General features: G+C 37.1%; 22 protein-coding genes. 10 read left to right on the top strand and 12 right to left on the bottom strand.

Going from position 1 to position 23839, the window contains the following annotated elements; genetic code table 11:
- Positions 1-14: 14 nt before the first annotated feature.
- The 3 genes from addB to PQF83_RS00535 are packed head-to-tail and all read left to right on the top strand — an operon-like array spanning position 15 to position 7552.
- Positions 15-3530, top strand: coding sequence for a helicase-exonuclease AddAB subunit AddB (addB, locus tag PQF83_RS00525; protein ID WP_000058573.1), 3516 nt, complete (start codon positions 15-17; stop codon positions 3528-3530).
- On the top strand, positions 3527-7252 hold the full coding sequence (gene addA, locus PQF83_RS00530) for a helicase-exonuclease AddAB subunit AddA (protein ID WP_086405318.1): 3726 nt from the start codon (positions 3527-3529) through the stop codon (positions 7250-7252). The genes addB and addA overlap by 4 nt, the downstream gene beginning before the upstream one ends.
- 12 nt (positions 7253-7264) lie before the next feature.
- A complete protein-coding gene (locus PQF83_RS00535; RefSeq protein ID WP_000255720.1) occupies positions 7265-7552 on the top strand; it encodes an RNA polymerase alpha subunit C-terminal domain-containing protein in 288 nt (95 codons plus the stop codon).
- A 104-nt stretch (positions 7553-7656) separates the two neighbouring features.
- On the opposite strand, the gene gerPF is transcribed toward PQF83_RS00535, so the two are convergent.
- The 7 genes from gerPF to PQF83_RS00570 form a co-directional block, all read right to left on the bottom strand.
- Positions 7657-7872: a spore germination protein GerPF gene (gene gerPF / locus PQF83_RS00540; protein WP_001141566.1), complete on the bottom strand. Its 216-nt coding sequence runs from the start codon at positions 7870-7872 to the stop codon at positions 7657-7659.
- 42 nt (positions 7873-7914) lie between these two features.
- Positions 7915-8301 carry a spore germination protein GerPE gene (locus PQF83_RS00545; protein WP_000902335.1) on the bottom strand — a complete coding sequence of 129 codons (387 nt, stop codon included), beginning with the start codon at positions 8299-8301 and terminating at the stop codon, positions 7915-7917.
- Between the two features lie 15 nt (positions 8302-8316).
- Positions 8317-8511: a spore germination protein GerPD gene (gene gerPD / locus PQF83_RS00550; protein ID WP_001052802.1), complete on the bottom strand. Its 195-nt coding sequence runs from the start codon at positions 8509-8511 to the stop codon at positions 8317-8319.
- Positions 8512-8517: 6 nt separating this feature from the next.
- Positions 8518-9132: a spore germination protein GerPC gene (gene gerPC / locus PQF83_RS00555; protein WP_001070747.1), complete on the bottom strand. Its 615-nt coding sequence runs from the start codon at positions 9130-9132 to the stop codon at positions 8518-8520.
- 67 nt (positions 9133-9199) lie between these two features.
- Positions 9200-9406, bottom strand: coding sequence for a spore germination protein GerPB (gerPB, locus tag PQF83_RS00560; protein WP_001012508.1), 207 nt, complete (start codon positions 9404-9406; stop codon positions 9200-9202).
- A gap of 14 nt (positions 9407-9420) precedes the next feature.
- The gene (gene gerPA / locus PQF83_RS00565) at positions 9421-9642 is read right to left on the bottom strand and encodes a spore germination protein GerPA (protein ID WP_001111188.1); all 222 of its coding nucleotides are present in this window, start codon (positions 9640-9642) and stop codon (positions 9421-9423) included.
- A 96-nt stretch (positions 9643-9738) separates the two neighbouring features.
- Positions 9739-9918, bottom strand: a complete 180-nt coding sequence (locus PQF83_RS00570) for an aspartyl-phosphate phosphatase Spo0E family protein (protein ID WP_000462840.1) — start codon at positions 9916-9918, stop codon at positions 9739-9741.
- 244 nt (positions 9919-10162) lie between these two features.
- Here PQF83_RS00570 and PQF83_RS00575 point away from each other — a divergent pair, with 244 nt between their 5' ends.
- Positions 10163-11065 (top strand): fumarylacetoacetate hydrolase family protein, encoded by a 903-nt coding sequence (locus PQF83_RS00575; protein ID WP_000945298.1) that lies wholly within the window; start codon positions 10163-10165, stop codon positions 11063-11065.
- A gap of 36 nt (positions 11066-11101) precedes the next feature.
- On the opposite strand, the gene PQF83_RS00580 is transcribed toward PQF83_RS00575, so the two are convergent.
- Both PQF83_RS00580 and rocD read right to left on the bottom strand, forming a co-directional pair.
- Positions 11102-11386 carry a hypothetical protein gene (locus tag PQF83_RS00580; protein WP_000926869.1) on the bottom strand — a complete coding sequence of 95 codons (285 nt, stop codon included), beginning with the start codon at positions 11384-11386 and terminating at the stop codon, positions 11102-11104.
- Positions 11387-11496: 110 nt separating this feature from the next.
- On the bottom strand, positions 11497-12687 hold the full coding sequence (rocD, locus tag PQF83_RS00585; RefSeq protein ID WP_000616655.1) for an ornithine aminotransferase: 1191 nt from the start codon (positions 12685-12687) through the stop codon (positions 11497-11499).
- Positions 12688-12837: 150 nt separating this feature from the next.
- Here rocD and PQF83_RS00590 point away from each other — a divergent pair, with 150 nt between their 5' ends.
- A complete protein-coding gene (locus PQF83_RS00590) occupies positions 12838-13203 on the top strand; it encodes a YisL family protein (protein WP_000233491.1) in 366 nt (121 codons plus the stop codon).
- A 60-nt stretch (positions 13204-13263) separates the two neighbouring features.
- Here PQF83_RS00590 and PQF83_RS00595 read toward each other — a convergent pair whose 3' ends face one another.
- Positions 13264-13818 carry a DUF2777 domain-containing protein gene (locus PQF83_RS00595; protein ID WP_000616053.1) on the bottom strand — a complete coding sequence of 185 codons (555 nt, stop codon included), beginning with the start codon at positions 13816-13818 and terminating at the stop codon, positions 13264-13266.
- A gap of 238 nt (positions 13819-14056) precedes the next feature.
- Here PQF83_RS00595 and asnB point away from each other — a divergent pair, with 238 nt between their 5' ends.
- The 3 genes from asnB (at position 14057) to katB (ending at position 18578) form a co-directional block, all read left to right on the top strand.
- A complete protein-coding gene (gene asnB / locus PQF83_RS00600; protein ID WP_000333979.1) occupies positions 14057-15904 on the top strand; it encodes an asparagine synthase (glutamine-hydrolyzing) in 1848 nt (615 codons plus the stop codon).
- 188 nt (positions 15905-16092) lie between these two features.
- Positions 16093-17052: a ferrochelatase gene (gene hemH / locus PQF83_RS00605; protein WP_000727370.1), complete on the top strand. Its 960-nt coding sequence runs from the start codon at positions 16093-16095 to the stop codon at positions 17050-17052.
- 59 nt (positions 17053-17111) lie between these two features.
- Entirely contained in the window at positions 17112-18578 is a 1467-nt protein-coding gene (gene katB, locus PQF83_RS00610; protein ID WP_001069173.1) for a catalase KatB, read from the top strand.
- Positions 18579-18852: 274 nt separating this feature from the next.
- Here katB and PQF83_RS00615 read toward each other — a convergent pair whose 3' ends face one another.
- Complete coding sequence (locus PQF83_RS00615) at positions 18853-20085, bottom strand: ammonium transporter (protein WP_001091646.1); 1233 nt, start codon at positions 20083-20085, stop codon at positions 18853-18855.
- A 213-nt stretch (positions 20086-20298) separates the two neighbouring features.
- Between PQF83_RS00615 and PQF83_RS00620 the strand changes: the two genes are divergently transcribed.
- Positions 20299-21600 (top strand): alpha-amylase family glycosyl hydrolase, encoded by a 1302-nt coding sequence (locus tag PQF83_RS00620; protein WP_048520013.1) that lies wholly within the window; start codon positions 20299-20301, stop codon positions 21598-21600.
- A 315-nt stretch (positions 21601-21915) separates the two neighbouring features.
- Positions 21916-22818, top strand: coding sequence for a helix-turn-helix domain-containing protein (locus tag PQF83_RS00625; protein WP_000397901.1), 903 nt, complete (start codon positions 21916-21918; stop codon positions 22816-22818).
- Positions 22819-23301: 483 nt separating this feature from the next.
- Here PQF83_RS00625 and PQF83_RS00630 read toward each other — a convergent pair whose 3' ends face one another.
- Entirely contained in the window at positions 23302-23793 is a 492-nt protein-coding gene (locus PQF83_RS00630) for a YajQ family cyclic di-GMP-binding protein (RefSeq protein ID WP_001040153.1), read from the bottom strand.
- Positions 23794-23839 lie beyond the last annotated feature (46 nt).

Consider the following 23839-nt stretch of genomic DNA (forward strand, 5'->3'; position numbering starts at 1 on the left):
AAAGGTGGGGTTACATGTCACTTCGATTTGTGATTGGTAGAGCGGGAAGTGGAAAAAGTACACTTTGTTTACACGAAGTGCAAGAAGAGTTAAAGCAGCGTCCAAGAGGGGGAACAATATTATATCTTGTGCCAGAACAGATGACATTCCAAACGCAGCAGGCGTTAATTGGTAGTGAGGATGTTAGAGGTTCTATTCGGGCACAAGTTTTTAGTTTTTCACGATTAGCGTGGAAAGTATTGCAAGAAGTTGGCGGAGCGAGTCGTCTTCACATTGATGAAGCGGGCGTACATATGTTACTTCGTAAAATTGTAGAGTCTCGTAAAGATGGATTATCGGTATTCCAAAAAGCAGCGGAGCAAAATGGTTTCTTTGAACATCTTGGCAGTATGATTGCGGAGTTTAAACGATATAACGTGACGCCATCAAACGTATATGAAATGTGGCAACAATTAGATGCACATAGTAGCAGTGCTGAACAAAAGCTATTAGCGAATAAAGTGTATGACTTACAGTTATTATATGATGATTTTGAACGTGCTTTAATCGGAAAGTACTTAGATTCAGAAGACTATCTGCAATTGCTAGTGGAAAAGCTTCCGCAGTCTGAATATGTAAAGGGAGCTGAAATTTATATAGATGGCTTCCATTCGTTTTCACCGCAAGAACTAGAAATTGTAAGACAGCTTATGATTTGCGGTGCGAGAGTGACAATTACATTAACGATAGATGAAAAAACGTTAGCGCAGCCAGTAAATGAACTAGATTTATTTTATGAAACGACGTTAACGTATGAAAAAATAAAACAAGTAGCGCGTGAAGAGAAAATAGAAATTGAAAAAACGATTCCGCTTATGGAACAACCGCGTTTTCATTCTCCAGCATTAGCGCATTTAGAAGCTCATTATGAAGCGCGTCCGAATGAGAAATTTAACGGGGAAGCAAGTGTAACGATTCATACAGCCGCGAATTTACGAGCTGAAGTAGAAGGCGTTGCTCGTGAAATTCGTAGACTTGTGGCGGATGAAGACTATCGTTACCGAGATATTGCAGTTCTTCTTCGTAACGGAGAAAGTTATTACGATGTAATGCGGACTCTATTTACAGATTATAATATCCCGCACTTTATCGATGAAAAACGCCCGATGTCACATCATCCGTTAGTAGAATGCATTCGTTCTGCACTCGAGATTATTAGCGGGAATTGGCGTTATGATGCAGTATTTCGCTGCGTGAAAACAGAGCTTTTATATCCATTAGACGTAAGAAAAGAAACGATGCGCGAAGAGATGGATGAGTTTGAAAACTACTGTTTAGCGTACGGTGTACAAGGGAAAAGATGGACTTCTGAAGATCCGTGGATGTATCGCCGCTATCGTTCTCTTGACGATACGGACGGGATGATTACAGACAGTGAACGTGAAATGGAAGAGAAAATAAATCGATTGCGTGACGTTGTAAGAACGCCTGTTATTCGTATGCAAAAAAGACTGAAGCGTGCGGGAACGGTTATGCAAATGTGCGAAGCTGTTTACTTATTTTTAGAAGAGCTTGACGTTCCGAAAAAATTAGAAGCATTACGTATTCGTGCAGAAGAGAGCGGAGATTTCTTATTTGCGACAGATCATGAACAAGTATGGGAAGAAGTAATGAGTCTTCTTGATACGTTCGTTGAGATGCTTGGCGAAGAAAAAATGTCACTTTCTATGTTCACAGACGTTATGTCGACAGGTCTTGAGGCGCTTCAATTCGCAAACATTCCGCCGTCATTAGACCAAGTGTTAATTGCGAATATTGATCGTTCTAGATTATCAAATGTGAAAGCAACATTCGTCATTGGAGTGAATGAAGGTGTGATTCCAGCAGCACCGATGGATGAAGGTATGCTTTCTGATGAAGAAAGAGATGTTCTTAGCGCTGCAGGTATTGAACTCGCACCAACGACGAGACAAACTTTATTAGAAGAACAGTTTGTTATGTACCAAATGGTAACGAGAGCAACTGAGAAATTATACATTTCATGCCCGCTTGCAGATGAGGAAGGAAAGACGTTACTTGCTTCTAGCTTTATTAAGAAAATAAAAAGAATGTTCCCTGATGTGAAAGATACATTTATTACGAACGACGTAAATGATTTATCACGTTCGGAACAAATTTCATATGTAGCAACACCAGAAGTAACGTTGTCATATGTTATGCAGCAACTTCAAACGTGGAAGCGATATGGATTTGAAGGCAACTTAGACTTTTGGTGGGATGTATATAATTTCTACGTTACTTCAGATGAATGGAAGCAAAAAAGTAGCCGCGTATTATCAAGCTTATTCTACCGAAATCGTGCGCAAAAGCTAAGTACAGCTGTAAGTAGAGATTTATACGGAGATAAAATAAAAGGAAGCGTTTCTCGTATGGAATTATTTAACCGTTGTGCGTACGCTCATTTTGCGCAGCACGGTTTATCGTTAAGAGAGCGTGATATTTTCAAACTGGATGCGCCAGATATCGGAGAGCTCTTCCATGCAGCGCTGAAGAGAATTGCAGATAGGCTATTACGTGAAAATCGTACTTGGGCGGATTTATCAATAAAAGAGTGTGAGCATCTTTCTACTGTAGTAATAGAAGAAATCGCACCGTTATTACAAAGACAAATTTTATTAAGTTCAAACCGTCATTTCTATTTAAAACAAAAACTACAACAAATCATTTTCCGTACGTCAATCATTCTTCGTGAACATGCGAAGTCTAGCGGTTTCGTACCAGTTGATCTAGAAGTGCCATTTGGTATGGGCGGTACAGGATCACTTCCGCCAATGGAATTCTCCTTACCTAATGGTGTGAAGATGGAAGTAGTTGGCCGTATTGACCGTGTTGATAAGGCAGAAGATGAAAAGGGAACATTCCTACGTATTATTGACTATAAATCAAGCTCAAAAGCGTTAGACTTAACGGAAGTGTATTACGGATTAGCACTTCAAATGTTAACGTATTTAGATGTTGTTACTTCAAATGCGCATACGTGGATGAAAAAAGGCGGCACGGCATCACCAGCTGGTGTATTGTATTTCCACATTCATAACCCAATTGTGGAGGTAAAAGGTGACGCATCTGAAGCAGAAATTGAAAAGGAAATTTTAAAGAAATTCAAAATGAAAGGTCTCGTACTAGGAGATGCTGACGTTGTTCGTTTAATGGATAACAAACTTTCAACAGGAAGCTCTGATATTATTTCTGCTGGTCTGAAAAAAGACGGTAGTTTTAGTGCGCGTTCAAGTATTGCCAGTGAACAAGAGTTTAACGTCCTGCAAAAATACGTACACCATACGTTTGAAAATATCGGGAAAGACATTACAGAAGGCGTTATTGATATTGCTCCTTACAAAAAGGGGAATAAAGCGGCATGTACGTTCTGTAACTTCAAATCTGTTTGTCAGTTTGATGAATCACTTGAAGATAACCAATTCCGTACGCTAAAAGATATGAAAGATAGCGAAGCGATGGAGAAAATTAGAGAGGAGGTTGGCGGAGAATGATAGAAAATTGGCCTAAAAAACCAGAAGGTAGTCAGTGGACAGATGACCAGTGGAAAGCGGTTGTAGCGAACGGACGTGATATTTTAGTCGCGGCAGCAGCAGGATCAGGGAAAACAGCAGTATTAGTTGAACGTATTATTAAAAAGATTATTAATGAAGAAAACCCAGTCGATGTCGACCGCCTGCTCGTTGTAACATTTACGAATGCAGCGGCGCAAGAGATGAAAAACAGAATTGGGGAAGCGTTAGAAAAAGTATTAATTGATGAGCCGGGCTCTCAGCACATTAGAAAGCAGCTGAGCTTATTAAATAAAGCTTCCATTTCAACGATCCATTCATTTTGTTTACAAGTCATTAGAGGATATTATTACATGCTTGATGTTGATCCTCGTTTCCGCATTGCGAATCAAACCGAAAATGAATTGTTAAAAGAAGAAGTGCTAGATGACATATTAGAAGAAGAGTATGGGATAGAAGATAATACGATATTCTTTGAACTCGTTGATCGTTATACGAGTGACCGTAGTGACGATGATTTACAACGTATGATTTTAGCGCTTCATACAGAATCAAGAGCGCATCCAAATCCGGAAAAATGGCTTGATAAATTAGTAGAAGCATATGATGTGGAAGGAAAGACAATTGAAGATTTAGTGTACGCTTCCTACTTATTAGAAGATGTGAAATTTCAACTTGAAACAGCGGAACAGCATATTCGTAAAGCGACAGAGCTCGCAATGCTTCCTGACGGTCCAGCGCCTCGCGTTGAAACCCTGCAAGCAGATTTAGTTTTACTTGGAACGTTATCATCAGCTGCTCGTGAGTCATGGACAAGCGTGTATGAAGCGATGCAAAACGTATCGTGGCAAACGTTAAAGCGTATTAAGAAAAGTGATTACAACGAGGATGTTGTAAAACAAGTAGACTCCCTTCGTAATAAAGCGAAAGATGAAGTGAAAAAATTACAAGAAGAGCTATTTAGCCGTAAGCCTGAAAGTTTCTTACGAGATTTTCAAGATATGCATCCTGTATTAGAAAAGCTTGTTCAGCTCGTAAAAGTATTTACAGAACGTTTCCAAGCGATGAAGCGAGATAAAGGAATGGTCGATTTCACAGATTTAGAGCATTTCTGTTTACAAATTTTAAGTGAACAAAGTGAAAATGGTGAAATGAAGCCATCAGCAGTAGCGCTTCAATATCGTAATAAATTTGCTGAAGTATTAGTCGATGAATATCAAGATACGAACTTCGTACAAGAATCAATTATTAAATTCGTAACGAAAGATTCTGAGAGTGAAGGAAACTTATTCATGGTTGGTGACGTGAAGCAGTCGATTTATCGTTTCCGACTAGCAGAACCAGGATTATTCTTAGGGAAGTATAAACGTTTCACGCAAGAAGGATTAGGCGGCGGAATGAAGATTGACTTAGCGAAAAACTTCCGTAGTCGTCATGAAGTGTTAGCAGGTACAAACTTTATTTTCAAACAAATTATGGGCGAAGAAGTTGGGGAAATCGATTACGATGCTGACGCTGAATTAAAGCTAGGTGCTAGTTATCCAGAAGGTGAAGATGTAGCAGCTGAACTATTGTGCATTCAGCAAACAGAAGAAGAAGTAATAGACGGTGAAGAAGGTGCGGAAGTAGAAAAAGCACAGCTTGAAGCACGTCTTATGGCGCAGCGCATTAAAGCGATGGTTGATTCAGGTTATGAAGTGTATGATCGTAAAACGGATAGTATGCGCCCTGTACAATACCGCGACTTCGTTATTTTACTTCGCTCCATGCCGTGGGCACCGCAAATTATGGAAGAGTTAAAATTGCAAGGAATTCCAGTATACGCTGATCTTGCGACTGGTTACTTTGAAGCGACAGAAGTAAATATTATGATGAACGTATTCCGCGTTATTGATAATCCGATGCAAGATATTCCGCTTGCAGCAGTACTTCGTTCCCCAATCGTTGGATTAAATGATGAAGAACTTGCAACGCTTCGTGCTCATGGGAAGAAAGGATCGTTTTATGAAGTAATGAGCTCATTCTTAAAAGGGGCACCGCTTGAAGAAGAAAAAGAACTACATGATAAATTAGAGTGGTTCTATAACTTATTACAAGGATGGCGTGAATTTGCGCGCCAACAGTCTCTTTCTGATTTAATTTGGAAAGTGTACGGTGAGACAGGTTATTATGACTTTGTCGGTGGTTTACCAGCTGGAAAGCAAAGGCAAGCAAACTTGCGTGTACTATATGACCGCGCAAGACAATATGAAGCAACATCGTTTAGAGGACTATTCCGCTTCTTACGCTTTATTGAGCGTATTTTAGAACGCGGTGATGATATGGGTACGGCGAGAGCTTTAGGTGAACAAGAAGATGTCGTTCGCATTATGACAATTCATAAAAGTAAAGGACTTGAGTTTCCAGTCGTATTTGTCGCTGGACTTGGTCGTCGCTTTAATACACAAGACTTAATGAAGCGTTTCTTACTGCATAAAGACTTCGGTTTTGGTTCGCAATTTATCGATCCTCGTAAACGAATTAAATATACGACATTATCACAACTTGCAATTAAGCGTAAAATGAAAATGGAATTAATCGCGGAAGAAATGCGCGTCTTATACGTAGCGTTAACACGTGCAAAAGAGAAGTTAATTTTAATTGGAACGGTTAAGGATGCAACTAAGGAAATGGAAAAATGGCTGGATGCGAGAGAGCATAGTGAATGGTTATTACCAGATCATATACGTGCCGGAGCGTCTTGCTACTTAGACTGGATTGCACCTTCATTATATAGGCACCGTGATAGTGAAATACTTCTTGAATTAGGACAAGGAAGTGTTCCAGATGAAATTTATGGGTATGACACTAGCTGGAAAGTAGAAGTTGTTGACGGTAACACGTTACTCGCGCCAGAACCGGTTCAAGAAGAGAAACAAGAATTGTTAGAAGCACTTCGTGAGAAAAAGGCCGTTCCCCTGCAAAGTGAACGGAAAGAAGAGGTGTACGATAGATTAATGTGGAAGTACGGATATGAGGAAGCGACATCTCATCGTGCGAAGCAATCTGTTACAGAAATAAAGAGAAATTATCAATCTGAAGAAGGTAGCGATAATGCCTTTATTAAAAAATTACGTGCACCAATTAGGACACGTCCTCGTTTTATGGAGAAAAAGGGATTAACATATGCAGAGCGCGGAACAGCAGTACATGCCGTTATGCAGCATGTTGATTTGAAGAAGCCGATTACAGAAGAAGTGATTCGGGAGCAAATTGCTGGAATGGTAAATAAAGAATTATTAACATTCGAGCAGGCGGAAGAAATTGCGATTGAAAAAGTAATTTCATTCTTTGATAGTGACCTAGGTAAAAGGGTATTAGCGGCGAAAAGTGTTGAGCGTGAAGTACCATTTACGATGATGCTTGCAGCAGAAGAAGCGTATCAAGATTGGCAAGGGCAGAGCGGGGAATCCATTCTTGTCCAAGGGGTTATTGACTGCATGATTGAAGAGGAAGATGGTATTACTTTAATCGACTTTAAAACGGATACGATTGAAGGGAAGTTCCCAGGTGGATTTGATCAAGCGAAACCAATTTTAGAAGAGCGATATAAAGTCCAGCTTTCGTTATATGCAAAGGCACTTGAGAAAAGCTTACAACATCCTGTGAAAGAGAAATGTTTATACTTCTTTGATGGTAATCATGTTATAAAAGTTGAGGAATAGAGGGGCTTGCAAATGGTAACGGAAAAAACGTTAAGAACGTGTGAAAAAGGACATGAGTACTATAAAAGTAGCGATTGTCCAACTTGCCCAACCTGTGAGAAAGAGAGAACGCCAAAAGAAGGGTTTCTTTCCCTTCTTTCAGCGCCAGCAAGAAGGGCGCTAGAGCATCATGGAATTCACACTGTAGAAGAACTCTCAAAGTATAGTGAGAAAGAAGTTTTAAAACTGCATGGTATGGGACCTGCGTCGATGCCGAAGCTTAGAAAGGCTTTGGAGGAACAAGGATTATCATTTAAATAAAAAGAGTGCTATGCTCTTCTAGAAGAAATAGAAAAGAGTCCATCACGTTAGATGGACTCTTTTACTATCTACCTATAAAGAGTAATTACAGGGCAACTGTTTGATTAAGCTGTTCCAATCTGGTCTTGATCCGCCACATCAGAATCAAACGTATTTGTTGCACTAACACCGTTAAAAGTATTCACGACAAATCCAACATTGGAAGCTCCAGATCCATTATAAGCTTTCGTATTTTCTTTCGGAGAAACGTTATAAAAATCCCCTAAATTGAAAGAACCATTACTGTTTTGCACGACGAGATTTCCAACAACAGAAGGCATACCATCCACCTACTTTACTAAACTTTGTAATTACTATATGAATTATTGTGCGGAAGGTTCATCTGTAATATATTGGCGAATTTGCATAATACGAGAGTTATTAAAAACATAATCAACATTTCCAATTTGAAATCCACCAGAGTTTAAAAGTGTGCGCAATTCAACGTTATTCACTTCAATAAAAGGACATTCATTTACAATGTTTAATTTTACATCTGTCGTTCGTTTCGGGATTGTAATGTATTCATCTGTAAAGATTTCAAATGCATCTAAGCGACCTTCGTCTTTTATATAACAAGGGAATTCCCGGTGAACGGCAAGAGCTCTACTTTTTAATTCCATTTGATTGGCATCTCCAACTTGAAATACGGCAGCAATCCCTAACGAAACAATAGAAACATTTTGGACAATAGACACGTGATGTAACATAATTTCTCAGTCTCCTTAACCTGGAGTAGGAGGGACATCTGTTACTAATGGCACAAATGGACCCTCTGTAACAGTTTCAAACGGCGTATCAAGAATAGAAGATAGAATGAGGAAATTTGCATCCCCAATTAAAAAGAGTGCGGACGACGATACACCGTTCATTTTAATCTGTCCGACTTTGAACTCGCGGTTTACAACGTTAAGGTTCATACATACTTACTCCTTTCGGAAATTGCCCGGTATGTGTTGAATAAAAGAGAGGAAGGCTTTGTCGATATCATGTTTCATAGCTTGAATAATGATATCTCGTAAATAATCTGGATCTGTTGAAATCCCTTCATGTGATTGTGCTTGTGATAAATAATAAGGAAGTCTATGCTCCATCTGTTTCTTTATGTCGTCAACCATCATTTGTCGATACATTTCATCGAGCGGCGTTCTCTCTTCCTGTTCAAAATGGAGAATTCGATTATATGCTTCTTCATCTAAGTAACGATGCATTTCCTGAAGGATACCTTGGTAAAAGTCTGGGTTTGTATCTGTTTCAGGATTGACCTTCAAAGTTTCCGTGTCAACTTGAAAATCCTCAATTTGTTGTCCTTTTGTTGAAAATGGATTTAATCCAATATTTAAAGTGCCATTTAAATTTTCTACTTTTAATTGATCGAATTTATATTCCACTTTTCCTATAGAAGAGGAGGGGCGACTTTTTAATTCATTAAGCTCTTCTTGTAATTGACGAACTTGATCTTCTAAGTTAAGAATGGTCGCTTGTTGTGCTTGAAGAGCTTGTTGAAGTTGGTGTAAGTAAGTATATATATCTTGATTCATTTGTGAAACCTCCTTTTCAATAGGGAGGGTAAATATATTCCTACTATATATTTATGACAAGGATGTCTTAAGAAGAACTAGTTGATGGTTTGATAGAAATAATTTGTCCTTTCGCTTGTAATGGGCGAAGGGGTTCTGTAAATCCGCCAGTATTTGAGAATTTAGATAGGGCTTTAATACTTCCGGCAGTACCAATCTGGAATACAGAAGAGGTTGTAATGCTATCAATTTTAATACTGTTAATGATGATGCTTTGGTTTACATAAAAATTCAATACAATCGCCCCCTTTAAGTTGAACCAATTATCGCTTGATCAACAACATCTGAATCATTAACAGTCGTTGCGCTTTGATAATTGTAGACAGAAACGTTATCTCCAACATTAAAAGAGCCGGCCCCAGCGAAAGCGCGTGAATAACTAATAGGCCTAATCGCAAATACATCTCCAATATGAAAAATACCACTTGATCCAATATTAACGATACGAATATGTCCGACCATAGCTGGCATACAAAACACCTTTCGTTTTTAAAATTTTCTTTTCTACTATTGTATGGGCGTTTTTAATAAAATGTGTGTTTTTTTGAAATAAAAGAAACACACACGTTATTGTGTGTGTGTGTCGAGTGTTTGATTAGGGTGAAAATCCGTATGTACATGCCAAATTGCATTTAAGAGCCTGTCCAGTTCTTGGCTACAATCCACTGTTTTTTGAGAAGTCATTCCGTAGCGTTCAGCAAAATAAATCATTTTTTCACGTTTTTTTTCAATCGCTTGCTCAAACATTGAAATCGGCTCCATCTCTAAATGAAATTTTTAGTATATATGTAGTACATATTATACAAAAAAAACATAAAAAAGAAATGCATTCGCTAAAAAAAGTAAAATTTCTACATTTTATGCCAAATGATAAAGGAGTAACGAATCGGATATGAGAAGAATATTGTAAAAATTAGCGTGTATGAGAAGGTTTTTTTCTTACAGATGCGAATACAATTAAAAGGTATGAGTTTTAGGATGGAGAGTGGAAATGTTGCGTTTGGTAACGGCGAAAAAAGAAGAAAAGGTATTTGTAGGTATTGTGGATGAAGAAGAAGAAAAGGTATTGCACTTAAGAGAAGCGCAAAGGCAAAAGGGAGAAAAGGTTACAATCCCTATTACAATGTTAGAATGTATTGAAAGAGGAACCGAATGTGTTGAAAAAATGTGTGAAATTGTCAATTGGGCGAAGGAAAATGAAGGAACGGCGTATTACCCGTTAACTGAGGTGAAAATATTAGCACCAATTCCAAGGCCAAGAAAGAATATTCTTTGCGTTGGAAAAAATTATCGTGAGCATGCGATGGAAATGGGCGGCGTAGAGTCAATTCCAGAAAATATAATGATCTTTACGAAAGCACCAACGACAGTGATTGGAATGGATGAAAAAATTAATAGTCATCCCCACGCAACAAATGAATTAGACTATGAAGGGGAACTAGCTATCGTCATTGGTAAGCGAGGGAAACAAATAAAAAAAGAAAAAGCGCTTGAGCATGTTTTTGGTTATACCATTATAAATGATATAACTGCTCGCGATATTCAAAGGAAGCATAAGCAATTTTTCCTTGGAAAAAGTTTCGATACATTTTGTCCGATGGGACCGTATTTAATTCATAAATCGATGGTTAGTGCGCCAAATGCGTTACACATTGAAACGGTAGTAAATGGAGAAGTAAGACAAACTTCAAATACAAATAAAATGATTTTTTCAATAGAAGAAATCATTTCAACGATAAGTAAAGGAATGACATTAGAACCAGGAGATATTATTGCAACAGGAACCCCGGCTGGTGTTGGAAAAGGTTTCACACCACCGAAGTTTTTGCATGCCGGTGATGAAGTAGTTGTTACAGTAGAAGGAATTGGTACTTTGCGAAATGTAGTGAAGTGAAGAAAAGAGCTATCTTATTAATAAGATAGCTCTTTTCTATGGTCTTGGGTGATAGAGGTAATCGATAACGGAAAAAGTGTAAAGACCAATGACTGCAAGTGTACAAATGCCAAATAGTATAACCGTAAGTGCGCTTTTTTCGCGTCCAAAACCAATGATAGTAAGAATAACAGTAGTCCAAAATGATGCTTTCAGTAGTGTGAATGTAGTGGGAGTTGAGTAGTGACTAAGCGATGTTACGGAAACTAGGAAGCCAAAGAATGTAACTAAAAGAAAAGTTGTAGCTAAATAGTTAATATGTTTGCCGTATCTTAATAACATATCGCACCTCCTTTATGAATTTAAAATACAGAAAATTACAATTTTATTTTAGTATAAATCAATATAAAATGAAAGAGGTTGTCCCAACATGTAGGACAACCTCTCTATTATTACGATAATACAGCTTTAATTTTTTGGAATGCCCACTCTAAATCTTCTTCAGAGATTACTAGAGGTGGTGCGATACGAATTACGTTTTCGTGTGTTTCTTTACATAACAGTCCAGCTGCTTTTAGTTGTTCACAGTAAGGGCGAGCTGGCTCGTTTAATTCGATACCGATAAATAAACCTTTACCGCGAACTTCAGTAATCATTGGGTTATCGATTTCTTTTAATTGTCCAACTAATTTTTCACCTAATTGAAGAGAACGCTCTGTTAATTTTTCTTCTTCTAACACTTCAAGAGCTGCGATAGAAACAGCACATGCAAGTGGATTACCACCGAATGTAGAACCGTGAGAACCTGGCTCAAATACCCCTAAAATGTCGCGGTTTGCTGCAACGCAAGAGATTGGGAATACGCCGCCGCCAAGCGCTTTACCAAGTATGTACATGTCAGGAGTTACACCGTCCCAGTCACAAGCAAATACTTTACCAGTACGGCCTAAGCCAGTTTGGATTTCATCTGCTACGAATAAAACGTTTTCTTTTTTACATACTTCAAGAGCTTCTTTTAAGAAACCAGCTGGGGGGATGTTAATCCCTGCTTCACCTTGGATTGGCTCTAAAATGAATGCAGCTGTGTTTGGTGTAATAGCAGCTTTTAACGCTTCTAAATCACCGTAAGGAATTACAACGATGCCAGGAAGCATTGGACCGAATCCGCGCTTGTACTCTTCGTTTGAAGACATAGAAACAGCACCCATCGTACGTCCGTGGAAGTTATCTTCACAAACGATAATTTCAGCACGGTTTGCTTCTACTTTCTTCACATCATAAGCCCAGCGGCGAGCTGTTTTAATTGCAGTTTCAACAGCTTCTGCACCTGTATTCATTGGAAGTACCATTTCTTTATTAGTTAGTTTCGCAACTTTTTCGTACCAAGGACCTAATTGATCGCTATGGAAAGCACGAGAAGTTAACGTAACACGATTAGCTTGGTCAATTAAAGCGTTAATAATTTTTGGGTGACGATGACCTTGGTTTACTGCCGAATATGCACTTAATAAGTCCATATAGCGGTTTCCTTCAGGATCTTCTACCCAAACGCCTTCTGCTTTAGAAATAACGATTGGAAGTGGGTGATAGTTATTTGCCCCGTATGTGTCTGTAAGTTCGATAATATCCTTAGTTTGAATCATGATTGTTCCCCCTTTTGTTATTACAAGAAGTTTGTAAATACTCTAAATATTATAGCATTTAAATGTAAAAAAGCGAAACATTTCCTGAAAATAAATGAACATGTTATCATATAGAGTGAAAAAGTGTGAAAAGAGGAGGTAAGGGATACGATGGTACATATGCATATTACAGCATGGGCGTTAGGTTTAATTTTATTTTTCGTTGCGTATTCACTTTATTCAGCAGGAAGAAAAGGGAAAGGTGTACATATGGGGCTTCGTCTTATGTACATTATCATTATTGTGACAGGTTTCATGTTGTACATGGGTATTATGAAGACTGCAACAAGTAACATGCACATGTGGTATGGTTTAAAAATGCTAGCTGGTATTTTAGTTATCGCTGGAATGGAAATGGTTCTTGTGAAAATGAGCAAGAACAAGGCAACGGGGGCATTCTGGGGATTATTTATTATCGCGCTTGTAGCGGTATTTTATCTAGGACTGAAATTACCGATTGGTTGGCAAGTATTCTAATAAAGAAAATAAAACCACCTTATAATCTCAAATGTTTGGGAGATAAGGTGGTTTTTTATTTTATGTTGCATCGATATGCAACTCTTCTCCGTTTACTTTCGTAAAACGAAACATATTTTTATTTGACGTAGCGTGACGAACGAAATGGTGCTGCAGTGTACAAATCATCTCTTCGTTATCAAATAAAAGAATATTTACTCCTTCGCATGCTTCCTCTTTCGGTAAAAAGGATAAATAATTATGACAATACATGCAATCATATAAAGAGTAATGAAGTGATTGCAATGCCTCTGTTAATAAGGCGAAGACAGAGTCAGGTAATTCCTCAAGCCATTCTGTATAGCTAAGGAGTAATTTTTTACGAATGCGTATCATTTCCCCATTTTGCAAATGGTGCTGTTCGTTGGCGATTTGTAATATATCTTGTTCATAGAAACGAGCCGGTAGCCAGTTGTTGTTATATAAAATTTCAAATCCATCTTCGGCAATATCTTCTAATAAAAATGCTTCCTCATTTTCATCATCAAAGAATACCCATTCATTGTTTATATATTCTACATTACCGACCGTATGAGCGCGAGGCTGGTTATATAAAATATGTTTACGTTGTATCATACACGATTTCTCCTTTTGAAAAGTAGTTATTCCTGTTATAGACAGTTCGTGCATTCTTTATAACTAGACACATCTACACATAGGTGGGCATACAATAAAACACGTTTTACTGAGTGAAAATGCTATTCCGTATATGGATAGTAGGTTATCGTCAAGTTTTTCATTTTGTAATCCGCACCTCTTAGGGTGGGGATTACTGCACGTTCAAGAAAAGAAATAAGATGGAAGGATGATTTATATGTGCGGGATTACAGGATGGGTGGATTATAAACGCTCATTAGAAGGAGAACGGGACGTCGTTACGAAGATGGCTGAGACGTTAGCGAAGCGTGGCCCAGATGATAATAAAGTTTGGATTAAAGGCAATGTCGCATTTGGGCATAAACGGTTAATCGTTGTTGATCCTGAAGGTGGTAAACAGCCGATGACTTGTTTAAAAGATGAAGCAAATTATGCAATTTGCTATAACGGCGAACTGTATAACACGGAAGATATTCGAAAGGAACTATTAAGAAGAGGATATACGTTCAAAGGTCATTCTGATACGGAAGTACTATTAGCATCGTATATGGAATGGAAAGAAGAATGTGTCGATCATTTAAACGGTATATATGCGTTTGCTGTATGGGATGAACAGAAAGAACAAGTGTTTATTGCGCGCGATCGATTAGGGGTAAAACCACTATTTTATAAATATGACAGTGGGCGATTACTATTTGGCTCAGAGTTAAAAGCGATATTGGCGCATCCAGATGTGAAGGCGGAAGTGACGTTAGAAGGATTATCTGAAATATTTGGCCTTGGACCATCTAGAACGCCTGGCCACGGCATTTATGCTGGTATAAAAGAATTACGTCCAGGTCATGCGATGACATTTTCAAAGAACGGTTTATGCATATGGAGATATTGGAATGTAGAAAGTAAAAAGCATGAAGATTCCTTTGAAGAAACAGTAGAAAAAACACGATTTTTATTACAAGATTCGATTACAAGGCAGCTCGTTTCTGATGTACCATTATGTACTTTTTTATCAGGCGGTGTAGATTCAAGCGCTATAACAGCAATTGCTGCAAAAGAATACGAAAGATCGGGAAAAGGTCAATTACACACGTATTCGGTTGATTACGAAGATAATGACAAATACTTTAAAGCAAATGCGTTTCAGCCAAATTCAGATGCACCATTTATTCATTTGATGACGGAGACGTTTCAAACGATCCATCATCGCTGCGTCATTTCAAATGAACAATTAGCGCAGTATTTAACAGAAGCAGTACTCGTTCGTGATTTGCCTGGTATGGCAGATATCGATTCGTCATTATTATGGTTTTGCCGCGAAATTAAACAAGATTTTGTCGTCGGTTTATCTGGGGAATGTGCAGATGAAATATTTGGTGGTTATCCGTGGTTTTATAGAGAAGATGATTTACAATCGAGCGCATTTCCGTGGATGCGTTCTACAGAAGCGCGTGAACAATTGCTAAAGAAAGAATGGAGAAATAAATTAAATTTACAACAATATGTACAGCAGCGCTATGAAGAGTCCATTCAAGAAGTTCCTATTTTAGATGGGGAAAGTCCGCTAGAAGCAAAAAGACGCCAATTATTTTATTTAAATATGGTATGGTTTATGACAACATTATTAGACAGAAAAGACCGTATGAGTATGGGGGCGAGCTTAGAAGTACGCGTTCCATTTGCAGATCATCGGCTTGTCGAATATGCGTGGAATATTCCTTGGGAAATGAAAATGTATAAAAACCGCGAAAAAGGTCTATTGCGTAAAGCGTTAGAAGGGTTACTTCCAAATGAGATATTATATAGAAAGAAGAGCCCGTATCCAAAAACACATAATCCGCACTATACGAAAGCAGTAACAGTATGGATACAAGATTTATTAACAGATAAAGGCTCGATTTTACACGAGCTATTTGATAAAGAACAGCTGAGTGGATTAATTGAGTCAGGCGGCAGTGCATTCCAAACGCCATGGTATGGTCAATTAATGACTGGGCCACAACTTTTAGCTCATTTAGCACAAATTCACGTTTGGTTTAAAGAATATGGAGTAAATATTAAAGAATAGGAGAAAAGCGACTTACTTTATAAGTAAGTCGCTTTTTATTAAATAAATTGTCATATAAAATTCAAAATCATATTAGAGAAAATACTTATTTAGAATAATTATCTTTACGTACTTATTATTAGTTGTTATAATTGGAAACAAATGTTCTTGAAAAAGATTCTCATTTATAAAATTGAGGTGTTATATAGATGAAAAAGAAAAAAATAGGTTTACTCGTAATGGCGTATGGAACGCCGGATTCATTAGATGAAGTAGAGGCATATTATACACATATTCGTCATGGGCGTAAGCCATCAGAAGAAGCACTCCAAGATTTAATTGGACGCTATAAAGCGATTGGTGGAATTTCACCGCTTGCAAAAATTACGAAAGAGCAAGCGCATAAATTAACAGACTCAATGAATAATATGTTTACAGAGTATGAATTTAATTGTTACTTAGGCTTAAAACATACTGCTCCGTTTATAGAAGATGCAGTAGAAGAGATGAAGCGCGATGGAATTGAGCAAGCAATTAGTATCGTATTAGCGCCGCATTATTCTACCTTTAGCATTAAGGCATATAACGAGCGTGCAATTCGTCTCTCGGAGGAAATAGGTGGTCCTGTTATTGAACCAATTGAACAATGGTATGATGAACCGAAGTTTATTTCGTATTGGGCAGATCAAATAAAAGAAACATTTACAAAAATTGAAGATAAAGAGAAAGCGGTTGTAATTTTTTCAGCGCATAGTTTACCAGAAAAAATTATTGCAGCAGGTGATCCTTATGTGGAGCAATTGCAGCATACGGCGGATTTAATCGCAGCAGCTGCAAACATCCAAAACTATACAATAGGTTGGCAAAGTGCCGGAAATACACCTGATCCATGGATTGGACCGGATGTGCAAGATTTAACGAGAGATTTATTTGAAGAGCATAGATATAAATCTTTCATATATTGCCCAGTTGGTTTTGTGGCAGAGCATTTAGAAGTTTTATATGACAACGATTACGAGTGTAAAGTTGTGACGGATGAATTAAATGCTGCGTATTTTAGACCAAATATGCCGAATGCACAATCTACATTTATTGATTGTTTAGCTACAATTGTTTCCAGAAAAATGAAAGAAATAGTTGACAAAGAACTAATTTTGAATAATAATTAATTTATAATAATTTTAAATAAATAATAATTACTATGAAAGAAAGAGGAGGATCCCCCTAGATGAATCCAAATAATCGCTTAACAACAAACCAAGGTGCTCCGGTCGGAGATAACCAAAATTCTCGTACAGCTGGTCGCCGTGGACCGGTATTATTAGAAGATTATCATTTAGTAGAAAAATTGGCTCACTTTGATCGTGAACGTATTCCAGAGCGTGTTGTGCACGCACGTGGTGCAGGTGCTCACGGTGTATTCGTTACGAAAAATAGCATGAAGCAATATACGAAAGCAGCATTTTTACAAAATGAAGGAACTGAAACGCCTGTATTTGTTCGTTTTTCAACGGTTATTCATGGTCAAGGTTCTCCTGAAACAGCACGTGATCCACGCGGTTTCGCTGTTAAATTTTATACAGAAGAAGGAAATTACGATATTGTAGGTAACCATTTACCAGTCTTCTTCATTCGTGATGCAATTAAATTCCCTGATATGGTGCATTCTTTAAAACCAGCACCTGATACAAATATTCAAACACCAGATCGTTACTGGGATTTCATGACGTTAAGTCCAGAATCTACACATATGATGACATGGGTATTTTCTGATTACGGTACACCAGCAAGCTATCGTGAAATGGAAGGTTTCGGTGTACATTCATTCAAATGGATTAATGCGGAAGGTAAAATCGTCTACATTAAATATCATTGGAAGCCACAGCAAGGTGTACGTAACTTAAGTGCAAAAGAAGTGCAAGAAGTACAAGGAAAAGACTTCAACCATGCAACTCGTGACTTATTCGATGCAATCGAAAAAGGAAATTACCCGAAATGGGATTTACACGTACAAGTGATGCAACTAGATGAAATGGATTCTTTAGACTTTGATCCACTGGACCCAACGAAAGTATGGCCAGAAGATCGTTTCCCATTAATGGAAGTAGGGACAATGACGTTAAATCGTAACCCGAAAAACTTCTTTGCGGAAGTAGAACAAGTAGCGTTCTCTCCAAGTGCAACTGTAAATGGTATTGAACCATCTGAAGATAAATTATTACAAGGTCGTTTATTCTCTTATCCAGATACACAGCGTTACCGCCTTGGTGCAAACTACTTACAAATTCCTGTAAACTGTCCATACGCAGCTGTTCATAATCAACAACGTGATGGTGCGATGCAAATCAATCAAAACCCATCTACAATTAACTATGAACCGAGCCGTCATGCTGAAAATCCAGTTGAAGACCCAGCTTACCGCGATTCAACTATGAAAGTAGAAGGCTATGTATCTCGTGAGAAAATTGACAAACCAAATGATTTCAAACAAGCGGGTGAGCGTTACCGTTCATTCTCTAAAGAAGAGCAAGACAACTTAATTGCAAATTTAACAAATGACTTAAAAGACGTAAATGAACGTACGAAATTACTAGCTGTATGTAACTTCTTCCGTGCAGATCAAGAGTACGGTATGCGTTTAGCGCAAGCATTAAACGTTGATATTACGCAATATGTAGGAAATGCTCCGAAATAAATTGGAAAAGACGACTGTTATGAAACGGTCGTCTTTTTTGTTTATGTAAAGTTACACGCGGGTATTCTTCAGTTTCATTATGTCGGAATTTGTTGGTAAATCGATATATCGTGTCGAAACGTCGATATATTGAAATAATCGCTGATATATTTGAAAAATCGTCGATATATCCGAAGAATCGCTGATATATTTACAGGAATACTAGCTGGGGTATGCAGTGCCGATAAATGCAAAAAAGAGATGCAATCTACTATCAATAGATTGCATCTCTTTTTTAGTTCACTCGCTCAGTATATTCATAAGCTTTCTCTCCGTGCATTGAAATATCAAGTCCCATATGTTCCTCGTGCTCATCTACCCGGACAGGGAGGAAGAAGTTAATTGCTTTAATAATCGCGTACGTCATTATAATTGTGAACGCATATGTTGCGCCGATTGCTACAAGTTGTTTCAACAGCAGCGCGGCGTTCCCGTAAAATAATCCGTTAGCGCCATCACTGTTTACGGTGGTAGTTGCAAATAGTCCTGTCGCAATGCCGCCCCAAGTTCCGCCGATGCCGTGACATCCAAATGCATCGAGTGTATCGTCGTATCCGAATTTTGTTTTTAAGAAAAAGACCGCTCCGAAGCATAATACGCCGCCAATTGCTCCGATAAGAAGAGCTGAGAAAGGTGTAACGAACCCGCAAGCTGGTGTAATAGCGACTAGACCGGAAACAACGCCGCAAGCAGCTCCCATCGCGGTCGGTTTTGATTGGAAGAACCACTCTGAAAGCATCCAAGTTAATGCGGAGGCAGCGGCGGCTATATTTGTATTAATAAATGCAGTTAAAGCTACGTCGTTTAAAGATAATGCGCTTCCGACGTTAAAACCGAACCAGCCGAACCACAGTAAACCAGCGCCTAACATCGTAAATGGTAAATGATGAGGAGACGAACCGTTTATGTTTTTGCGTTTTCCAAGGAAAATAGCTAATACGAGGCCAGCCACGCCAGATGTAATATGAACGACATTACCGCCAGCGAAGTCTAATGTGCCAAGTTCTCTTAGCCATCCACCAACGCCCCATACCCAATGAGCGACAGGATTGTAAACGATTGTTGTCCACAGAAGGATGAAAATAAGGAAAGCTGAAAATCGCATTCTTTCGGCAAATGCTCCTGAAATTAGAGCGGGAGTTAAAATAGCAAACATGAGTTGAAACATCATAAATAAATTGTGAGGAATAGTAGATGAGTAGTCTGGATTTGGTGCGTAGGTAACTCCATTTAAACCGAACCAATCGAGTGTGCCGATAAGTCCGTGCCAATCTGGTCCGAATGATAAAGAATAACCAATTAAAATCCATTGAATCGAAACGATAGCCATTGCGCTATAACTATGCATTGTCGTACTGAGTACGTTTTTACTGCGAACCATACCTCCATAAAAAAGTGCTAATCCTGGTGTCATTAACATGACCATTACTGTCGCTACAAACATAAAAACCGTATCTCCTGTATTCATTCTCTCTCCTCCTGTAATGTTAGAAAAAATAACATCAATTTGTTATGTTTCATATCATATTCGAAATAAAAAGAAAAATCAACTAAAAATTCAGAAAATTTTATATGTAATGTTAGAAAACCTAACATGTATTAATTTGATAAGAATGAAATCAACGTATGCGATTCGTTCGGATAATTGGTATAATATTCTTACAATTAAAATACATGGGGGATGCGTGTGGGGAAAATACATACTAGGAAACTATTCATTTGTTTTTGTTTAGCTGTCGTTTTGTTTGTACCAATACATACATTTGCAGACGAAAAAAGAGAGTGGCGAGACGAAGTTATATATTCCATTATGATTGATCGTTTTAATAATGGGGAACCGAAAAATGACAAACAGTTAGAAGTTGGCAATTTAGAAGGATATCAGGGCGGAGATATAAGAGGTATTATAAAAAGAATGGATTACATAAAAAAAATGGGATTTACTACTGTTATGCTTTCGCCGCTTTTTGAAAGTGTAAAATACGATGGGTTAGACGTGCGCAATTTTCAGAAGGTAAATGAACATTTCGGAACAGAAAATGATGTGAAAGAACTTGTGCAAGAAGCTCATGCAAAAGGAATGAAAGTTGTATTTCAATTTCCGCTTGGAGAAAACGAACAACAAGTAATCGACTCGATGAAATGGTGGATCAAAGAAGTTGATTTAGATGCAAGTTATGTAATACATAGTGAAAAAAAATCGCCTGCTTTTTGGGATGATGTGCAAAAAGATATGCAAGTGATAAAGAAAGATTTTCGAGTTATGACAAAAGAAGATAGTGAATACAACGAAAAAATAGTAGATGCGTTTTCCAAAGCGGACGTATCGGTGAAACCTTTATATGATGTAAGTAAAAAAGACGGAGCAGCCGCTACATTTTTAGATAATCAAGATACAAAAAGATTTGCTCGTATTGCAAAAGAGAATATGAATTATCCACCATCTCGTTTGAAACTAGCTCTTACATATTTATTAACAACACCAGGTATTCCGAATTTTTATTACGGAACTGAAATTGCATTGGATGGAGGAGGTACGCCAGATAATAGACGATTAATGGACTTCAAATCAGATGAAAAGTTTATGCAACATATAACGAAACTCGGTGAGCTTAGACAAGCGAGACCATCTTTACGCCGCGGTACGTTTGAGCTTCTATACGATAAAGATGGAATGAGTGTACTAAAGAGAAAGTATAAAGATGAAGTGACAGTAGTAGCGATTAATAATACGAGAGAAACACAAAAAGTTGCTTTACCTGCAAGTGCGATTGGTGAAAAACAAGAGCTAAGGGGATTGTTAGAAGATGAAATTATAAGAGAAGAAAACGGAAAATTTTATCTCGTTTTAAAGCGTGAAGAATCAAATGTGTATAAAGTTAACGGGGAAACAGGTGTGAATTGGCTATTTATTTCTTTAATCGTCGGTGTGAACGTATTGTTTATTGCTTTTTTAATTGTGGTTAAAAAGAAGCGGAAATAAGGGGATATTCTCTTTTGTGTTCAATTAAAAGTGCGTGATGAGGTGAGATGTTCAAGTCTTCTTATCGTATTCGTAATTCTGTATTTTGGGGATAACAGTGACGATGGGGAATTTGTTCGGTGGGACAGGCTAAGGAGAAAACTTTCTCCCTAGTCTGTTTTTCTTTGAAGTAAGACTCTCACCTCGAAATGCAACTGAGCAAAGAAGTAAAAAATCGATAGAAGAAACAATAATTGAAAATATACTAATTTTACATTACATTAAAGGGTGAAAAGTATTTTGTTACTCATTGAGGGCTATATTTGAGGAGGAAAAATGGAATTTTACGATTTGGGTATTACCATTAAAGAACTTAGAATGAAAAAGAATATATCACAATCTGAATTGTGTCATGGAATATGTTCGCAAAGTCAAATTAGCAAAATAGAAAAAGGTATGATTTATCCATCTAGCATATTGTTATATCAATTATCTGAAAGACTTGGTATTGATCCAAATCATATTTTCGCACTAACTCAAAACAAAAAACTAAAATATGTAGAAAATGTAAAATGTGTAATGAGAGATTGTACAAAACAAAAACAATATAATGAACTTTATGAAATAGTGAAACAAGAGAAAACCGAAAATAATTTCCAGTTAAAAGAAGATAAACAATTTCTAATATGGCATGAAGCGATTGCTATATTTTATGTGAATAAATCAATAAAAACTGCTTTAAATCTTTTAAATAATGCACTAAAACTAACTGTAACGAATGGTGATTTTTTATCGGAAAGAGAAATAGATATTATGCAGTCGATGGCTATATTTCATTGGGCAAATAAAGAATATGAAAAGAGTATTACTATATTAAGAAGATGTTTAACTAATTTTAACAAGTTAGATTTCCCTAGAGATAAAGAGATTAAATTAAAAATCATTTTTAATTTAGGGAAAATGTTAGGTCATGCAAATCGACATGAAGAGGCAATAAAATACAATGATATGGGTATTAAATTAGCTATTAATCTAAATACTTTATATTTATTAGGCGAATTATACTACGGGAAAGCTTGGAACATGCTAAAGCTGAAACAATGTAATGAAGAAGATGTAGCTGATAATATGAAAAAAGCATTATTTATCTTTGAACTAACAGAAAAAGAAGATCTGATAAAAATAGTTAAAGAAAAATATTTTGAACAACAAAATAAAAAAATCACTCATAATTTCTGATGAACATCTTATTATTCTCTATAAAAAAAGCACCTTATGGTGTCTTTTTTATGAATTATATCATCGATTATTACAGTTCGTAGGTTTCTTATACCAAGCTTTGTTGATGTATTTACAATTCGCAGGTGTTGAAGTTTTAGATGTATCCCCAGGTGTAGTTATATTATTAGAACACCCTGCAATATATAGACAGAATGTAGTTAATAAAAAACATAGTATTAATTTCTTCAAATAACCACTTCTAACTCTTTTTAATTAACATTTTTCATAAAATAAATTCCTTACTAATTTTACATTACAGGAAAGGGTGGAAAATATTCTTATACTCATAATTTGTTACATTTGATTGGGGAGGGAGGTTTTTGTTCCGATTTTTAAAAGGGTCTTCTTCATTTATGCATAAAATTTATCCGATTGCCCGTAAGCTTAGACTTTTACAAGCTAAAAAGAAAAACATCCTCTACATAGAGGATGTTTTTCTTTTTAGCGGTAGTTAATAAATTGTACGTCAATTGGTAAATCAGCGCTACGAACTGCTGCGATAACTGCTTGTAAGTCATCACGGCTTTTCGCTGTAACACGTACTTGATCATCTTGTACTTGTGTTTTTACTTTTAATTTCATTTCTTTAATGATGTTGTTAATTTTTTTCGCGTTATCTTTATCGATACCTTGTTGAAGTGTTGCACGTTGGCGAACAGTGTTACCAGCTGCCGCTTCAACTTTTCCGTAATCTAAGTTCTTAATTGGAACGTTACGTTTTACGAGTTTAGAAATAAGAACGTCTTTTACTTGCTCTAATTTGAACTCGTCGTCAGAAGTTAAAACAAGTACTTCTTTTTCAAGTTTAATATCACTTTTACTTCCTTTAAAGTCATATCGGTTTTGGATTTCTTTTAATGCAGTGTTAATTGCGTTTGTTACTTCAGGTAATTCTACTTTCGAAACGATGTCAAAAGAACTATCTTTTGCCATAGTTAGCACCTCCAAATAAATTTCTACTCTTTTTATGTACTGTACA

The sequence above is a fragment of the Bacillus sp. FF-1 genome, assembly GCF_028548245.1.
GTDB lineage: Bacteria > Bacillota > Bacilli > Bacillales > Bacillaceae_G > Bacillus_A > Bacillus_A paranthracis.

Coding starts and splice junctions, on each gene's coding strand:
- addB (WP_000058573.1), top strand. CDS start 15: ATGTCACTTCGATTTGTGATTGGTAGAGCGGGAAGTGGAAAAAGTACA.
- addA (WP_086405318.1), top strand. CDS start 3,527: ATGATAGAAAATTGGCCTAAAAAACCAGAAGGTAGTCAGTGGACAGAT.
- PQF83_RS00535 (WP_000255720.1), top strand. CDS start 7,265: ATGGTAACGGAAAAAACGTTAAGAACGTGTGAAAAAGGACATGAGTAC.
- gerPF (WP_001141566.1), bottom strand. CDS start 7,872: ATGCCTTCTGTTGTTGGAAATCTCGTCGTGCAAAACAGTAATGGTTCT.
- PQF83_RS00545 (WP_000902335.1), bottom strand. CDS start 8,301: ATGTTACATCACGTGTCTATTGTCCAAAATGTTTCTATTGTTTCGTTA.
- gerPD (WP_001052802.1), bottom strand. CDS start 8,511: ATGAACCTTAACGTTGTAAACCGCGAGTTCAAAGTCGGACAGATTAAA.
- gerPC (WP_001070747.1), bottom strand. CDS start 9,132: ATGAATCAAGATATATATACTTACTTACACCAACTTCAACAAGCTCTT.
- gerPA (WP_001111188.1), bottom strand. CDS start 9,642: ATGCCAGCTATGGTCGGACATATTCGTATCGTTAATATTGGATCAAGT.
- PQF83_RS00570 (WP_000462840.1), bottom strand. CDS start 9,918: ATGTTTGAGCAAGCGATTGAAAAAAAACGTGAAAAAATGATTTATTTT.
- PQF83_RS00575 (WP_000945298.1), top strand. CDS start 10,163: ATGTTGCGTTTGGTAACGGCGAAAAAAGAAGAAAAGGTATTTGTAGGT.
- PQF83_RS00580 (WP_000926869.1), bottom strand. CDS start 11,386: ATGTTATTAAGATACGGCAAACATATTAACTATTTAGCTACAACTTTT.
- rocD (WP_000616655.1), bottom strand. CDS start 12,687: ATGATTCAAACTAAGGATATTATCGAACTTACAGACACATACGGGGCA.
- PQF83_RS00590 (WP_000233491.1), top strand. CDS start 12,838: ATGGTACATATGCATATTACAGCATGGGCGTTAGGTTTAATTTTATTT.
- PQF83_RS00595 (WP_000616053.1), bottom strand. CDS start 13,818: ATGATACAACGTAAACATATTTTATATAACCAGCCTCGCGCTCATACG.
- asnB (WP_000333979.1), top strand. CDS start 14,057: ATGTGCGGGATTACAGGATGGGTGGATTATAAACGCTCATTAGAAGGA.
- hemH (WP_000727370.1), top strand. CDS start 16,093: ATGAAAAAGAAAAAAATAGGTTTACTCGTAATGGCGTATGGAACGCCG.
- katB (WP_001069173.1), top strand. CDS start 17,112: ATGAATCCAAATAATCGCTTAACAACAAACCAAGGTGCTCCGGTCGGA.
- PQF83_RS00615 (WP_001091646.1), bottom strand. CDS start 20,085: ATGAATACAGGAGATACGGTTTTTATGTTTGTAGCGACAGTAATGGTC.
- PQF83_RS00620 (WP_048520013.1), top strand. CDS start 20,299: ATGCGTGTGGGGAAAATACATACTAGGAAACTATTCATTTGTTTTTGT.
- PQF83_RS00625 (WP_000397901.1), top strand. CDS start 21,916: ATGGAATTTTACGATTTGGGTATTACCATTAAAGAACTTAGAATGAAA.
- PQF83_RS00630 (WP_001040153.1), bottom strand. CDS start 23,793: ATGGCAAAAGATAGTTCTTTTGACATCGTTTCGAAAGTAGAATTACCT.